At 34.3% G+C, this 15,896-nt stretch carries 9 protein-coding genes; all 9 read right to left on the bottom strand.

The window, feature by feature from the left end:
* Nucleotide 1 precedes the first annotated feature (1 nt).
* Nucleotides 2–1,654 (bottom strand): M1 family metallopeptidase, encoded by a 1,653-nt coding sequence (locus ACVC5O_RS05595; protein ID WP_452220487.1) that lies wholly within the window; start codon nt 1,652–1,654, stop codon nt 2–4.
* Between the two features lie 9 nt (nt 1,655–1,663).
* Nucleotides 1,664–2,992: a M28 family peptidase gene (locus tag ACVC5O_RS05590; protein WP_452220486.1), complete on the bottom strand. Its 1,329-nt coding sequence runs from the start codon at nt 2,990–2,992 to the stop codon at nt 1,664–1,666.
* Nucleotides 2,993–3,072: 80 nt separating this feature from the next.
* Entirely contained in the window at nt 3,073–4,017 is a 945-nt protein-coding gene (locus ACVC5O_RS05585; protein WP_452220485.1) for a mechanosensitive ion channel family protein, read from the bottom strand.
* 134 nt (nt 4,018–4,151) lie between these two features.
* Nucleotides 4,152–5,960 (bottom strand): acyl-CoA dehydrogenase family protein, encoded by a 1,809-nt coding sequence (locus ACVC5O_RS05580; protein WP_452220484.1) that lies wholly within the window; start codon nt 5,958–5,960, stop codon nt 4,152–4,154.
* Between the two features lie 120 nt (nt 5,961–6,080).
* Nucleotides 6,081–7,271: an acetyl-CoA C-acyltransferase gene (locus tag ACVC5O_RS05575; protein WP_452220483.1), complete on the bottom strand. Its 1,191-nt coding sequence runs from the start codon at nt 7,269–7,271 to the stop codon at nt 6,081–6,083.
* 118 nt (nt 7,272–7,389) lie between these two features.
* Entirely contained in the window at nt 7,390–9,798 is a 2,409-nt protein-coding gene (locus ACVC5O_RS05570) for a 3-hydroxyacyl-CoA dehydrogenase NAD-binding domain-containing protein (RefSeq protein WP_452220482.1), read from the bottom strand.
* 1 nt (nt 9,799) lies between these two features.
* Nucleotides 9,800–10,255 (bottom strand): MarR family winged helix-turn-helix transcriptional regulator, encoded by a 456-nt coding sequence (locus ACVC5O_RS05565; RefSeq protein ID WP_452220481.1) that lies wholly within the window; start codon nt 10,253–10,255, stop codon nt 9,800–9,802.
* A gap of 92 nt (nt 10,256–10,347) precedes the next feature.
* A complete protein-coding gene (locus ACVC5O_RS05560) occupies nt 10,348–12,120 on the bottom strand; it encodes an AMP-dependent synthetase/ligase (RefSeq protein WP_452220480.1) in 1,773 nt (590 codons plus the stop codon).
* Between the two features lie 99 nt (nt 12,121–12,219).
* A complete protein-coding gene (gene purL / locus ACVC5O_RS05555) occupies nt 12,220–15,882 on the bottom strand; it encodes a phosphoribosylformylglycinamidine synthase (protein ID WP_452220479.1) in 3,663 nt (1,220 codons plus the stop codon).
* Nucleotides 15,883–15,896: the final 14 nt, after the last annotated feature.

Here is a 15,896-nt window from a genome sequence, read left to right as displayed (position 1 = left end):
TTTAATGTATAACTTTACTTTCTATATAAAAATCACGCTTGACTTTTACTGGCATTTTACTAGATTGTGTTTTATAGGTTTGCCATTCAGTATTAGGAGTAATCAAATGCTCATCATCTCCAATAATTACTTTTATTGGCATAATAAAGTCTTCAACTACATTTGTCCATCTGTAATTAAGCTCTCTATTCTTATGTGAGAATTCTAGAACTGGAATTTTTGTTGTTCGTAAATATTGATTAAAAAAACCTTCTAGTTCCAAACCAGATTCTTCAGCCAAACAGGCTTCAATTTGTTGTGTTGTTACTGTTTGATGATAAAATTTACTATTTAGAGTCCGTAACATTTGTCTCCATTTTTCATCATCGTCAACAATTTGGCGCAACGTATGTAACATATTGGCTCCTTTATAATACATATCGCCAGAACCTTCATTATTAACATTGTATTTTCCAATTAAAGGCCTATCGTTTTGAATATTTGCACGTGTACCAATCACATAATCTGCAGAGGCTTCTTTACCATAATAATAATCTAAAAATAAATTTTCAGAATAAGCTGTAAAACCTTCATGAATCCACATATCTGCAATATCTACATAAGTAATATTGTTTGCAAACCACTCGTGTCCTGCTTCATGAATAATAATAAAATCGAATTTTAAGCCCCATCCTGTTCTAGATAAATCGTTACCTAAACACCCCTTCATGTATTTATTTCCATAGGTTACCGAACTCTGGTGTTCCATACCTAAATAGGGCACTTCAACTAACTTAAAACTGTCTTCGTAAAACGGATAAGGTCCAAACCAATGTTCAAAAGCTTTCATCATTTTTGGTGCATCTTTAAAATGTTCTTTTGCTTTCTCAAAATTGTCTTTTAGAACATAATAACCCATATCTAAATCACCTTTCTCACCTTTAAAAACTTCAGAAAAACTAACATAGTCGCCAATATTAATATTTACGCCATAATTGTTAATTGGGTTGCTTACAAACCAATGTGTAGTAATTGTTTGGTCGTTATTATCAATAACACCTTTTAGCCTTCCGTTAGATACATTCATTAAACCTTTAGGGATTGTTACGCTAATATCCATACTATCTACCTCATCGTACATGTGATCTTTATTTGGCCACCAAACACTTGCGCCTAAACCTTGGCAAGAGGAAGCTACAAAATGATTCCCATTGCTGTCTTTTTTCCAAGAAATCCCTCCATCCCAAGGTGCTCTAATTGCTTCTCGTGGTTTGCCTTCGTAATGAGCAATAACACTATTTGTTTCACCAATGTTCTGTTGGTCTTTAAGGGTAACAACATGTGCATTCACATTGTGTTTTATATCTAATTCTTTTCCGTTTTGGGTGACTTTTGTTAACACTAAAGGTGGTTGCAAATCAATTTGCATCACTTGGTGAGGTTTTAATACTTTATACTGTATGGTATTTGTCCCAGAAATAGTTTTCTTGTCTGGATTAACTTCAATATCTAAATGATAATACGTTAAATCCCACCATTCGCGTTCTGTTGTTATGCTTCCTCTAAGCGTATCTTGTTCTGTAAAGTTATTTTTTTCTTCAAGTAAACTTTGAGCATAACTATTAAAGCAAACTGTAAAAGTTAGAACTAAGATTGAAAATAGGTTGTTTTTCATTTTAAAAAATTATCTCATTATTTTATTTGGAAATACTACAGGACTTTCAAAACCGTCTTTTCCTACAGAAGCAATTCCGAAGAAATAGTTATCAATAACGATACCATCTAGCATAAATTCTGATACATTACCAACATAACGACTGTAATCCCAAGTAGGAGAGGTAGTATCTCTCCAATAAATTTTATAACCAAATGCATCGTTTACTTTATCCCATTTTAGTTTAACAGAAGGTTCAACAATACCTCCAATAGCAACGTTTTTTGGCGCTGGAGGTGCCCAAGCCAAACTTGCTAAGTTTAATACATTTACTGCTGTTAACTTTTTAGCATAATCAAAATTTACATGCTCAATAACATCTCCATATTTAATTCCATTTTCTTCACGAATGTCTTGATGTTGTTGTGTGTAATTTTCATGTGCTTCCATTATTCTAATTCCTGCAAAGCCTAAGTCGTTAAATGGTCTATGGTGTCCTCCACGTCCAAAACGGTCTAAACGATAGACCATCATTGGATTCATTTCTGGCATATAAATTTTTACATTTTTATGAATATAACGCGCTAGTTGACGCGAGATTCCATCGACTTCTCCACCATAAAAACGTCTTAAAGTACGTTCGCGTTCGGTTTCGGTAGGTGGAACAGGCTCAGAGAATATTCTAAACGTTCTGTTATCAATCACTCCATCTACACCTTTAATGTTGCCAATCATATCGTTATTTAAAATCCCGATAATGTCCCAACCTTGTTCTTGTGCGTATTTTGCTAATCCAGCTCCACCAAAAAGACCTTGTTCTTCACCAGATAAGCCTACATAAATGATGCTGTTTTCAAATTTATATTTTGAAAGAACTCTTGCAGCTTCAATAGTTCCTGCCATTCCTGAAGCATTATCGTTTGCTCCAGGTGCATCTTTAGTAAATTCCATAGTATCACTACCTCTAGAGTCGATGTCACCACTCATAATAATGTAGCGATTTGGATACTTTGTTCCTTTTTGTATTGCAACTACATTAACGATCCAAGCATCGTGAGGTACTCGACGATTACCTTCTTTTGTTACAAAATCTTTTTGATAAAAAGTGTTTATGCAATTATTACAATTTTTAGAAATAGTTTCAAATTCCGATTTTATCCAACGTCGTGCAGCACCTATTCCTCTAGTTTCAGAAATGGTATCACTAAAGGTATTTCTGGTGCCAAAATCGACTAGTGTTTGAATGTCTTTTTCAATACGTTCAGCAGAAACCGCTTCAATGATATCGTATATTTTTTGATTGGTTTGTGCAAAAGCTATTGATGATAACAGCGAAAAAACAAGAACTATATTTTTCATCTTTTTAATTTCTTTTAAAAATAAATAAAAAATGCCAAATCATTAAGTGATTTGGCATAAGTTAACTGCTGGTGATTATATTACTCGTTTTCTAAATTACGTTGTTTATTGTTTTTCTCTATCATTTCTTTTACTTCTTTATGGTCGTGTGCATTTTGAATTTCAATATTTGTTGGGAAAGGAAGGTCAATTCCTGCTTCGTCCATAGCGTTTTGAGTGTTTAATATAACATCTGAAAACACTTTAACTACATTGGCACGTTCGCTGTCTGTCCACCATCGTACTCTCACTGTTAGCCAGCTGTCTGCTTGGTCCCAAGGTAAAATATCAATAGGTTTTTCACTACTTACACCAGTTGTTTCTTTAATTGTTTTTCTTAAAATTTTAAAAGCTTTTTCTCTTGGTTGATCATAACCTAAACCTATATCGTATTGAGAACGAATTAATTCGTGAGCTGTAATAACTTTAACTGAATTAGTGTAAATTTCGCTGTTTGGCACCACAATTCTTTGTCCATCATATTGTCTAATTATTGTAGCTCTGGTTTCTATTCGCTCAACAGTACCTTCAAAACCATTAACTACTATTTGGTCTCCAATTTCAAAAGGCTGTCGCATTAAAATTAAAATACCAGCCAACCAATTTTGTAAAATATCTTTAAAGGCGAAACCAATGGCTACAGAACTTACACCTAAACCAGCAATTAAATCTGCTGGATTTAAATTAGGACTCATAATGGTTAAGCCTAACATAACTCCAACTAAAGTTAATGTCCACCTAAGGAATCCTCCAAGAATTTCTCCAAAATTTTCTCTACCTCTTTTTACTAATAATTTTTTAATACCTCTACCAACCCATTTAGAAATATATATCATGGCAATAAAAACTATTATTCCCATTACTATATTTGGAAGATTTTTTATAAATCCATCCAGCCAAGTGTCTAATTTTTCTATTATTGAAGTAGTGTTAATGTCAATTTCACCTTTTTTATCTTTAACGGTGTCTTGTAAAAATGTAATCATAGTTCTCGTATTTGTATGATACAATTTACAAATAGAAGAAGAGTTTGTTTAACTCAAAAAAAGTAAATAGTAATCCATAAAAAAAACCAACTCATTACTTTGAGTTGGTTTTGTTTAGATTGATGCATTTAATTTTAGAAGCAGTATTTATTTTCTGCTTTTACTTTTTCTGCAATCTCAATACGTAAATCTACGATATCTGGATAGTTAGCATATTTTGTAAAGCGCTTAAGACCCATTAACATCATACGTTGTTCGTCTCCCTCAGCAAAAGAAATAATGCTTTCTTTTCCTTTTTCTTCAACAATATCTACTGCGTGATATAAATATAATTTAGCCATGGCAATTTGAGCAGACTGCTCTTTTTCGCTAGTACGTTTTACATTTTTCTCGGTTCTTAAAATTGCTGATTCTGCCATATAGATTTCGATTAAAATATCTGCAGCTGCAATTAATAATTGTTGGTGTTTTTCTAAATCTTGTCCATATTTTTGAACTGCTCCACCAGCAACCATTAAGAAGGTTTTTTTAAGTTTCTTAATCATTTCTTTTTCTTCAGAAAATAATTCAGAATAATCTGGTGTTTCAAAAGAAGGTATTCCCATTAATTCCTCCTGTACTGCTTGTGCTGGACCTAGTAAATCTACATGACCTTTCATTGCTTTTTTAACTAGCATACCAACTGCTAACATCCTATTAATTTCATTGGTTCCTTCGTAGATTCTAGCAATTCTAGCATCTCTCCAAGCTGCTTCCATAGGAGTTTCTTCAGAGAATCCCATTCCTCCAAATATTTGGATTCCTTCATCAGCACTGTTTTGAACATCTTCAGAAACGGCAACTTTTAGGATAGAACATTCAATTGCATATTCTTCAACACCTTTAAGTTCTGCTTCTTGGTGTGTGTTACCAGCAGCTTCTCTTAAAGCAATACGATCTTCGATGTTTTTTGCAGCTCTGTAAGTTGCAGATTCGCCAGCATAAGCACTAGCAGCCATTTCTGCTAATTTGGTTTTAATAGCTCCAAAATCTGCAATAGGTGTATTAAATTGTTTACGCTCGTTCGCATAATTAACAGCAGTAGTTAAAATACGACGTTGTGAATCTAAACAAGCTGCAGCTAATTTAATACGACCAACGTTAAGTGCATTCATGGCGATTTTAAAACCTTCGCCACGACCTGCTAACATATTTTCTACAGGCACAACTGTGTCATTAAAAAATACTTGACGTGTAGAAGATGCACGAATACCTAGTTTGTGTTCTTCTTCACCTAAAGTAATTCCGTTTGGGTTATCTCCATCATATTCTACAATGAAACCTGTAATGTTTTTATCGTCTTCAATACGAGCAAAAACAATCATCAAACTACAGAAACCTGCGTTTGAGATCCACATTTTTTGTCCGTTAATTTTATAAGATTTTCCATCTGCTGAAAGTTCTGCAGTTGTTTTACCAGAGTTTGCATCAGATCCTGCTCCAGGTTCTGTTAAACAATAAGCACCAAACCATTCACCAGTTGCTAATTTTGGTACATATTTTTGTTTTTGTTCTTCTGTACCATATAATGTTATTGGCATTGTACCAATACCTGTATGCGCACCAAAAGCAGTACTGAAAGAACCTGTTCCAGAAGAAATATAATCACATGTTAAACAAGTAGATACAAATCCCATTCCCATTCCACCATAAGCTTCAGGTACAGAAACACTTAAGAAACCCATTTCACCAGCTTTACGCATCACATCTTCGGTTAAGGCATAATCTTTGGCTTCAAAACGTGCTTTATGTGGAATAATCTCACGATCATTAAACTCCATTACTGATTCTTTCATCATTTGTTGTTCTTCACTAAAATCTTCAGGAGTAAACACATCTTCGCAGTTCGTTTCCTTTACTAGGAATTGACCGCCTCTTAATAATTCTTTTTCTGTTGTTGCCATTTTATAGTATTGTATTAAGTTCTTTTATTTTTGTTTGTCTGTTCGAGCGCAGTCGAGAACTATTATTTAACTATCTAGTTTTATAGGTCTCGACTGCGCTCGACCAGACAGCATTTGTTATTAGTTTAAAAATTCAAAAATTCCGCAAGCACCTTGACCTGTACCAACACACATGGTTACTGCACCATATTTACCTTTCATATTTTGCTTACGCATTTCATCAAAAAGTTGTACAGATAGTTTTGCTCCAGTACATCCTAAAGGATGACCTAGTGCAATTGCACCTCCATTTACGTTAATAATATCTGGATTAAGGTTTAATTCTCTAATTACAGCTAGTGATTGCGAAGCAAAAGCTTCGTTTAATTCAATTAAAGCTAAATCGTCTTGTTTTAAACCTGCTTGTTTTAATGCTTTTGGGATTGCTTTTACTGGACCAATTCCCATGATGCGTGGCTCAACACCTGCAGCAGCATAGTTTACTAAACGAGCAATAGGCTCTAGGTTTAACTCTTTAACCATGTCTTCACTCATTATCATTACAAATGCAGCTCCATCACTCATTTGTGAGGAGTTACCAGCTGTTACGCTTCCTCCAGCTGCAAAAACAGGACGTAATTTTGCTAATGCTTCAAGATTTGTTCCTTTACGAGGTCCTTCATCTTTAGTTACTGTATAGGATTTTGTTGCTTTTTTTCCGTTTTCATCAATATAAGTTTGTTCTACTTCAATAGGTACAATTTGATCTTGAAAACGATTTTCAGCTTGCGCTCTTAATGCTTTCATATGTGAATGGTAAGCAAATTCATCTTGATCTTCACGAGATACTTTAAATTGGTTAGCAACTGCTTCTGCAGTATTTCCCATTCCCCAATAATAGTCTTCGTGACCAGCTTTAACAGTATCATAATTTAGTTCTGGTTTAAAACCTGTCATTGGTACAGCACTCATGCTTTCTGCTCCACCAGCAATAATACAATCTGCCATTCCTGCTTGAATTTTTGCAGTTGCAATTCCAATAGTTTCAATTCCAGACGCACAAAAACGATTTACGGTTACACCAGGAACATCTACACTATCTAAACCAATTAATGAAATAAATCGTGCCATGTTTAGACCTTGTGCGCCTTCTGGCATGGCGTTACCAACAATAACATCGTCAATACGTTTTTTGTCTAAATTAGGCAATTCTTTCATCATGTGTTTGATGGTTTCTGCTGCCAACTCATCTGTTCTTTTAAAACGGAACACGCCTTTTGGTGCTTTACCAACTGCTGTTCTGTATGCTTTTACTATATATGCTTGTTTCATTTTCCTATCCCTAACCCTTTCCAAAGGAAAGGGAACTGTTGTGGGTAATTTTTAATTAAACTTATATTTGTTATATTCTCAAACTTTTCCTTCCCTTTGGGAAGGTTAGGATGGGATTTTAATTACGTAATGGTTTTCCTTTTGTTAACATGTGTTGAATACGTTCTAAAGTTTTACGTTCTGTACATAAACTTAAGAAAGCTTCACGCTCTAGATCTAATAAATATTGTTCTGTTACTCGTGTTGGTTCAGATAAATCTCCACCTGCCATAACGTAAGCTAATTTGTTAGCAATTTTCATATCATGCTCTGAAATGTAGTTAGAGTCTTGCATAGCATCTGTACCTACTAAAAACATTCCTAATGCTTGTTTACCTAGTACTAAAACATCACTACGCTTTACAGGTTGTGTGTAACCAGAATTAGCCATTAGCATAGCGTGTTGTTTTGCAACAGCTATTTGACGGTCTTTATTAACTACCACGACATCTTTTCCTTTTTGAAGAAGATTTAAATCGAAAGCTTCATATGCAGAAGTTGATACTTTTGCCATACCAATAGTTAAGAAATGTTCTTGTAAAATGTTTAATTGCACATCACCTTTTTCAAAGAGATCTTGTGCTCTTAAAGCCATTTCTTTAGAACCTCCACCACCAGGAATAACACCAACACCAAACTCTACAAGTCCCATATATGTTTCTGCTGCTGCAACAACTTTATCTGCGTGTAATGATAATTCACAACCACCACCTAATGCCATTCCGTGAGGAGCAGAAATAGTTGGTATTGCAGAATAACGCATACGCATCATGGTGTCTTGGAAGTATTTGATAGCCATATTAAGCTCATCATATTCTTGCTCTGCAGCCATCATGAAAATCATGCCTATGTTTGCGCCAACAGAGAAGTTTGCAGCTTGATTACCAACGACTAAACCTTCAAAATCTTTTTCGGCTAAATCAATAGCTTTATTTAATCCTGCTAAAACGTCACCACCAATGGTATTCATTTTAGATTGGAACTCACAGTTTAAAATTCCGTCGCCTAAATCTTCAATAACAACTCCAGAGTTTTTAAACACTTCGTTTGTTTTTCTGATATTATCTAGAATGATAAAACTATCTTGACCTGGAATTTTGGTTTGTTTTTTAGAAGGAATATCATAAAAGAATGAAGCGCCTTCTTTAACAGTGTAAAAAGAAGTGTTTCCTAAAGCAATCATATCATTAACCCAAGCTGCAGGCTCTAAACCTTCGGCTTTCATTAGCTCGATTCCTTTTTCTACACCAATTGCATCCCAAATTTGGAAAGGACCATGTTCCCAACCAAAACCAGCTTTCATAGCATCATCAATTTTGTAAAGCTCATCTGTAATTTCAGGAATACGGTTTGAAACGTACGCAAATAATGCAGTAAAGCTTTTTCTATAAAAGTCACCAGCTTTATCTTTCCCTTTTACTAATATTTTAAATCGATCTACAACTTTATCTACTGTTTTAGTTAATTCTAAAGTGGCAAATTTTGCTTTTTTAGCAGCACGATATTCTAATGTATTTAAGTCTAAACTCAATATTTCTTTTTTGCCTTCAGCAGAAACTGTTTTTTTGTAAAAACCTTGTCCAGTTTTGCTTCCTAACCATTTGTTTTCCATCATTTTGTTGATGAAATCTGGTAATACAAACAATTCATTACGTTCATCTTTTGGGCAGTTTTCTCTAATTCCGTTTGCTACGTGAACTAAAGTGTCTAAACCAACAACATCTACAGTACGGAAAGTTGCAGATTTTGGACGACCAATAACTGGGCCAGAAAGTTTATCGACTTCCTCGATTGTTAAATCTAAATCTTTTACTGTATGAAATAAACTTTGAATGCTAAAAATCCCGATTCTGTTTCCTATAAAAGCAGGAGTGTCTTTAGCAACAACTGAAGTTTTTCCTAAAAACTTTTCGCCATATTCATTTAAAAACTCTAAAACAGCTTGATCTGTTTTTGGGCCTGGAATAATTTCGAATAATTTTAAGTAACGTGCTGGATTAAAAAAGTGCGTGCCACAGAAATGTTTCTGAAAATCTTCACTACGACCTTCACTCATAAATTTAATAGGAATACCAGAAGTGTTTGAAGTGATTAAGGTTCCTGGAGTTCTGTGTTTTTCAAGTTTTTCAAATACTTGTTGTTTGATGTCTAAACGTTCAACTACAACTTCCATAATCCAATCTACATCTGCAACTTTTGCAATATCATCTTCAAGATTACCAGTTGTAATACGATTTGCAAAAGATTGATGGTAAATAGGAGAGGGTTTAGATTTTAAAGATGCAGTTAATGCATCATTTACTAATCTGTTTCTTACTACTTTGTCTTCAAGTGTTAAGCCTTTAGCTTTTTCTTTTTCGTTTAGTTCTCTAGGAACAATGTCTAATAACAATACATCTACACCAATATTGGCGAAGTGACAAGCGATACCGCTTCCCATAATTCCTGATCCAATAATGGCTATTTTTTTAATTCTACGTTTGCTCATCTTATTTTAAAATGTGTTCTTTTTGATTATATATCTGCTTATTTGAAATCATATTATTAATAACTTCGGACACTTTATAAAAGTGTTTTAATTCTTCATCTGAAACATTAGACTTAATCGTTTCGTTAAAGGTGAGTACTTTTTCTTTAGAATATGCTCGTTTTTCACGACCAAACTCGGTTAAAAAAATAAGTACTCCACGACCATCTTCAGGATTTGGCTTACGTTCGATTAAGCCTTTGTCTTCCATAGTTTTTAAGGTTCTAGACAAGCTTGTCGCTTCCATTCCCATTTTTGGACCTAATGAAGTTGATGGTGTGCCATGTTCTGGGTCAATACTTAGTAAAGCAAAGCCTGTTGCCATGGTAGTACCAAATTGAGAAGCTTCTTCATTATACATCTTATTTACTGCTAACCAAGTAGTTCGCAGAACATAATCGATGGTTTTGTCTTTCATAATTTGAATTTTACAATCCAAATATACAAAATTTTATTATGCACGCATAACAAATTTAAAAAAAGTAATGGAGAATATTTTGGTGTTATATTTTAAGTACGATATATTTTATCGTAAAGATCTTGGTAGGTTTCTTTAATAACTTTACGTTTCATTTTCATAGTAGGAGTGAGGTGTCCACCATCTATAGACCATATATCTGGAGTTAATTCAAAACGTTTAATGCGTTCCCATTTACCAAAATGCTCGTTGTATTTATCGATTTCTTGTTGAATACGATTAATTACAATTTCGGAGTTCGCAATTTCAGCATCTGAAGTACCAACATCGTGTTTTTTTAATGCAATCCAGTCGCGAATAAAATCAAAATTAGGCTGAATTAATGCTGCAGGCATTTTTTCGCCTTCACCAACAACCATAATTTGTTCAATAAAAAGAGATTGCTTCATGTCGTTTTCTAATAATGGAGGAATAACATATTTTCCACCAGAGGTTTTAAACATTTCTTTTTTACGACCTGTTATTTTTAAAAATCCATCTTCATCAATTTCGCCTTTATCTCCAGTATGGAAATACTCTCCTGTCATTACTTCTGCTGTTTTTTCAGGGTCTTTAAAATATCCCATCATAACATTTGGACCTTTAATTAATAACTCGCCATCGTCTGCAATTTTTACTTCTACATTATCAATAGGTTTTCCAACAGTACCAACTTTATACATGTTGTTTCTATATAAACCAACCGAAACAACAGGTGATGTTTCTGTTAAACCATAGCCTTCCATCACTTTCATATTTGCAGCTCCAAAAATGCGTGCTAATCGAGGTTGTAATGCTGCGCTTCCAGAAACCATTGTTCCTAGTTCGCCACCTAAGGCTTCGCGCCATTTACTAAATATAAGTTTATTGGCAATTTTAAGCTGAAATTCATACCACCAACCATTGGCTCCATAAGGTTCCCAACGCTCACCTAATCTTACAGCCCAAAAGAATAGCGCTTTTTTTATGCCAGATAAATCTTCGCCTTTTAGCATTATTTTATCGAACACTTTTTCGAGTAAGCGAGGCACAACGCTCATTAAATTTGGTTTTATTTCTTTAGCATTGTCTCCAATTTTATCTATAGCTTCTGCAAAATAGATTGAAGTGCCTGCGTATTGGTACACATAAATTAGTACACGTTCAAAAATATGACAAATAGGCAAGAAGCTTAATACGCGATTTTCGCCTTCTACTAAGGGTACTCTTGGCGAGCTGTCCAATGCGTTACTTGTAATATTATTATGAGATAACATTACACCTTTTGGTTTTCCTGTGGTGCCAGAGGTGTAAATTATTGTCGCTAAATCTTCAGGTTTTACAGCTTCTTTTCTTGCTTCAACTTCTGGTTGATTGCTTTGGTCTTCTCCTAACTCTAATAATTCTGAATAATGTTTACAACCTTCTATATGATCAAAAGAATAAACTTCTTTGATTTTTGTATTTGCTTGGACTTTTCTAACTTTTTCTAAAACTTCAACATCTGAAACAAAACAATAAATAGATTCACTGTGGTTTAAAACATATTCGTAATCTTCGGCACAGATAGTTGGGTAAATTGGAATATTTTGAGCACCTAGCTGAAGGATTCCAATATCCATTATATTCCATTCGGTTCTATTTGTTGAAGAAATAACAGCAATTTTATCGTCTTTTTGAATGCCTAATCGCAATAATGCTCTGCTCATAGCATTGGATTTGTCTAAATATTCTTGAGTAGAAATAGCTTCCCATTTACCGTTGTATTTGGTAACCAAAGCTTTAGGGTTTGGTTTGTGTTTTAATTGGTAATAAGGAAAATCAAAAAGGCGCGTTACTTCATTCATATTATTCGTCACTTGTTTTTAAAGTCGTAATACGAAAATATGAAAATTAAGTCTATAAACTGCAAATAAGTAAAAAACACAGTGTTTATTAACTTTAATTTAGCGGTTTTCTAGCCATAGTCTTGCGTTTACAAACGCTTCAAGCCATGGAGACACTTCATCAATTCTGTTTTGAGGATAATTAGCCCAATTCCATTGAAATGTTGAACGTTCTATATGTGGCATAGTTACTAAATGACGACCTGTTTTATCGCATAGCATTGCAGTATTAAAATCAGAGCCATTTGGATTTGCAGGATAAGCTTCGTAACCATATTTGGCTACAATATTATATTTATCCTCACTGTATGGTAATGTAAATTTTCCTTCTCCATGAGAAATCCAAACGCCTAATGTACTTCCGGCTAAAGTTGATAACATCACAGAATTATTATCTTCAATTGTAACAGATGTGAAATTACTTTCGTGTTTTTTAGAGTCGTTATAAGTAAGTTTTCCATGCTTTTCGTGCTCAGGATTTACTAAATCTAATTCCATCCAAAGTTGTGCGCCATTACAAATACCTACTGAAAGCGTATCGTCTCGCTCAAAGAATTTTTTAACTACTTTATTAGCCTTGTCGTTATATTTAATAGCTCCTGCCCAACCTTTTGCAGAACCTAAAACATCTGAATTTGAAAATCCACCTACTGCACCTAAAAACTGAATATCTTCTAATGTTTCGCGACCAGAAATTAAATCGGTCATGTGTACATCTTTTACATCAAAACCAGCTAAGTACATAGCATTTGCCATTTCACGCTCTGAGTTGCTTCCTTTTTCTCTTAGGATAGCTGCTTTTGGTCGTGATTGGTTTGTGTTTGCATTTGGAAGTTTTCCTGTAAAATGTTTAGGAAAATTGAATTGTAATGGCTGATTTTTGTAGTTGTTGAAACGTTCTTCGGCTAGATTATTAGCTGTTTGTTTTTGATCTAACAGAAACGAAGTATTAAACCACATATCTCTTAAGCGCGATACGCTCATGGTAAAAACATCTTTTTGATTAATGATGCTTAGCGTGTCGCTTTCTGTAACTTTTCCTATATTAAAAAAGTCTATATTTGCTTCTTTTAATTCCGCTTCAATTGAAGCGTTTTTTGCTTGAAACACTATTCCTGAATTTTCAGCAAATAATATTTTAAATGAATCTTTTTCAGCTAAATCAGAAAGATCTAATTCTGCTCCTAAATTTTTATCTGCAAAGCACAATTCTAATAATGTAGTTATTAAGCCACCAGAAGCAACATCGTGTCCTGCAGTAATTTTATTGTTTTTAATTAAGTTTTGGATGGTATTAAAAACTGTTTTTACATAGTGTGCGCTTTTAACAGTTGGCGTATCACTTCCTATTTTATTATTTATTTGCGCAAAACTGCTACCTCCTAATTTATAGTTGTCTTGCGAAAGATTGATATAATATATATCGCCTCCGTTTTTATTTAAAACAGGCTCTACTACTTTTGTAATGGCGTTACAATTTGCTGCAGCCGAAATTATAACTGTACCTGGAGAAATAACGTCGCCATCAGGATATTTTTGTTTCATCGATAAGGAATCCTTTCCTGTTGGAACATTAATTCCTAAATCTATTGCAAATTCTGAAATAGCTTTAACAGCTTCGTATAAACGTGCATCTTCGCCTTCGTTTTTACATGGCCACATCCAATTTGCGGATAATGACACCGATTGTAAACCATTATTTAAAGGCGCCCAAATAATGTTGGTTAATGCTTCTGTAATACTATTTCTACTACCTGCAACAGGATCTATTAAACCAGAAATAGGTGAGTGGCCAATACTTGTGGCAACACCTTCTTTACCTTTAAAATCTAAAGCCATTACACCAACATTATTTAGTGGTAATTGTAATGGTCCAACACATTGTTGTTTTGCAACACGTCCTCCTACGCAACGATCTACTTTGTTAGTTAACCAATCTTTACAAGCAACAGCTTCTAATTGCAATAAGGCGTCTAAATAGTCGTAAAACTTATTGGAATTGTAAGAGATGCCTCCATAGTTTCGTTCTACAGTGTGATCTGTTATTATAGTTTTTGGAGAGCTCCCAAACATGTCTTCTAAATCTAAATCCATTGGTTTGTTGCCAGTGGTTTTAGATTCAAAACAAAAATGCTTATCGTCTGTAACTTCTCCAACTGTATATAATGGCGAACGTTCGCGCTCTGCGATTTTACTAATATTATCTAAGTGTTTTTCTGCAATTAGTAATCCCATTCTTTCTTGAGATTCATTACCTATAATTTCTTTATCAGATAGAGTAGGATCACCAACAGGAAGTTGGTCTAAATCAATACATCCTCCTGTATCTTCAATCAATTCGCTTAAACAGTTTAAATGTCCACCAGCACCATGATCGTGTATTGAGATGATATCGTTTTTTTCGCTTTCTACCATACCACGCACAACATTTGCAGCACGTTTTTGCATTTCTGGATTTGAGCGTTGTACTGCGTTTAATTCTATACCTGAAGAAAAAGCACCAGTATCTGCACTAGAAACTGCAGCTCCTCCCATTCCAATACGATAATTTTCGCCACCTAAAACTACAATTTTATCACCTGCTTCTGGAGTGTCCTTTAGTGCTTGGTCTGCTTTGCCATAACCAATTCCGCCAGCTTGCATAATTACTTTGTCGTAGCCTAATTTTATGTCGTTTTGTTTGTGCTCAAAGGTTAAAACAGAGCCACAAATTAAAGGCTGACCAAATTTGTTTCCAAAGTCGGAAGCTCCATTACTGGCTTTGATTAGAATGTCCATTGGAGTTTGGTATAACCATTTGCGTTCTGGAAATGCTTTTTCCCAAGGACGTTGATCGTTTAATCTCGAATAGGATGTCATATACACAGCAGTTCCTGCTAAAGGCAAAGAGCCTTTTCCACCAGCTAATCGGTCTCTAATTTCTCCACCAGTTCCTGTAGCGGCACCATTAAAAGGCTCTACAGTTGTAGGGAAGTTATGCGTTTCGGCTTTTAAGGATATTACAGAATCGAAAGCTTTAGTTTCGTAAAAGTCTGGCTTATCTGGTGTTTTTGGAGCAAACTGCTCTACTGTTGGACCTTTTATAAAAGCTACGTTATCTTTATAAGCCGAAACAATATCATTTGGATTTTGTTTAGACGTTTCTTTTATTAATTTGAATAGTGATGATGGTTTTTCCTCACCATCAATAATAAAAGTGCCATTAAATATTTTATGTCTGCAATGCTCAGAGTTTACTTGCGAGAAACCAAAAACTTCAGAATCTGTTAGTGGTCGTCCTATTTTTTTAGAAACGCCTTCTAGATACTCAATTTCTTCATCATTTAGCGCTAATCCTTCTTGTTGGTTGTAAGCCGAAATATCTTCGATATTAAGAATAGCTTCTGGTTTTATATCTATAGTAAAAGACTTTTGATGTAAAGTGTTGTATTTTTCAGAAATCATAGGATCAAAATCCTTGAAATTTTCTGTACAGCTTTCAAACTCTTCGATTCTAATAATGCCATCAATTCCCATATTTTGGGTAATTTCTACAGCATTTGTACTCCAAGGTGTTATCATTGCAGCACGAGGACCAACAAAAAAAGCATCGATTGATGCCTGTTCTATTTTTGGCTGGTTGCCAAATAACCACGTCAGTTTTGAGATGGTTTGGGTTGATAATTCTTTTGTTGCTTGAACAGCAAATAGTTTACTGTTTTGGTTTCCGAAGAAATGAATCATTATGTCTTAGTTTG

Source organism: Lacinutrix salivirga (genome assembly GCF_053604675.1).
The sequence above is the reverse complement of the archived record's forward strand: the minus strand, read 5'-3'. Positions and strand labels throughout refer to the sequence as shown.

What these genes read in the sequence shown, in the direction of transcription:
- ACVC5O_RS05585 (WP_452220485.1), bottom strand. Translation starts at nt 4,017, where the DNA reads ATGATTACATTTTTACAAGACACCGTTAAAGATAAAAAAGGTGAAATT.
- ACVC5O_RS05580 (WP_452220484.1), bottom strand. Translation starts at nt 5,960, where the DNA reads ATGGCAACAACAGAAAAAGAATTATTAAGAGGCGGTCAATTCCTAGTA.
- ACVC5O_RS05590 (WP_452220486.1), bottom strand. Translation starts at nt 2,992, where the DNA reads ATGAAAAATATAGTTCTTGTTTTTTCGCTGTTATCATCAATAGCTTTT.
- ACVC5O_RS05595 (WP_452220487.1), bottom strand. Translation starts at nt 1,654, where the DNA reads ATGAAAAACAACCTATTTTCAATCTTAGTTCTAACTTTTACAGTTTGC.
- ACVC5O_RS05565 (WP_452220481.1), bottom strand. Translation starts at nt 10,255, where the DNA reads ATGAAAGACAAAACCATCGATTATGTTCTGCGAACTACTTGGTTAGCA.
- ACVC5O_RS05570 (WP_452220482.1), bottom strand. Translation starts at nt 9,798, where the DNA reads ATGAGCAAACGTAGAATTAAAAAAATAGCCATTATTGGATCAGGAATT.
- ACVC5O_RS05560 (WP_452220480.1), bottom strand. Translation starts at nt 12,120, where the DNA reads ATGAATGAAGTAACGCGCCTTTTTGATTTTCCTTATTACCAATTAAAA.
- purL (WP_452220479.1), bottom strand. Translation starts at nt 15,882, where the DNA reads ATGATTCATTTCTTCGGAAACCAAAACAGTAAACTATTTGCTGTTCAA.
- ACVC5O_RS05575 (WP_452220483.1), bottom strand. Translation starts at nt 7,271, where the DNA reads ATGAAACAAGCATATATAGTAAAAGCATACAGAACAGCAGTTGGTAAA.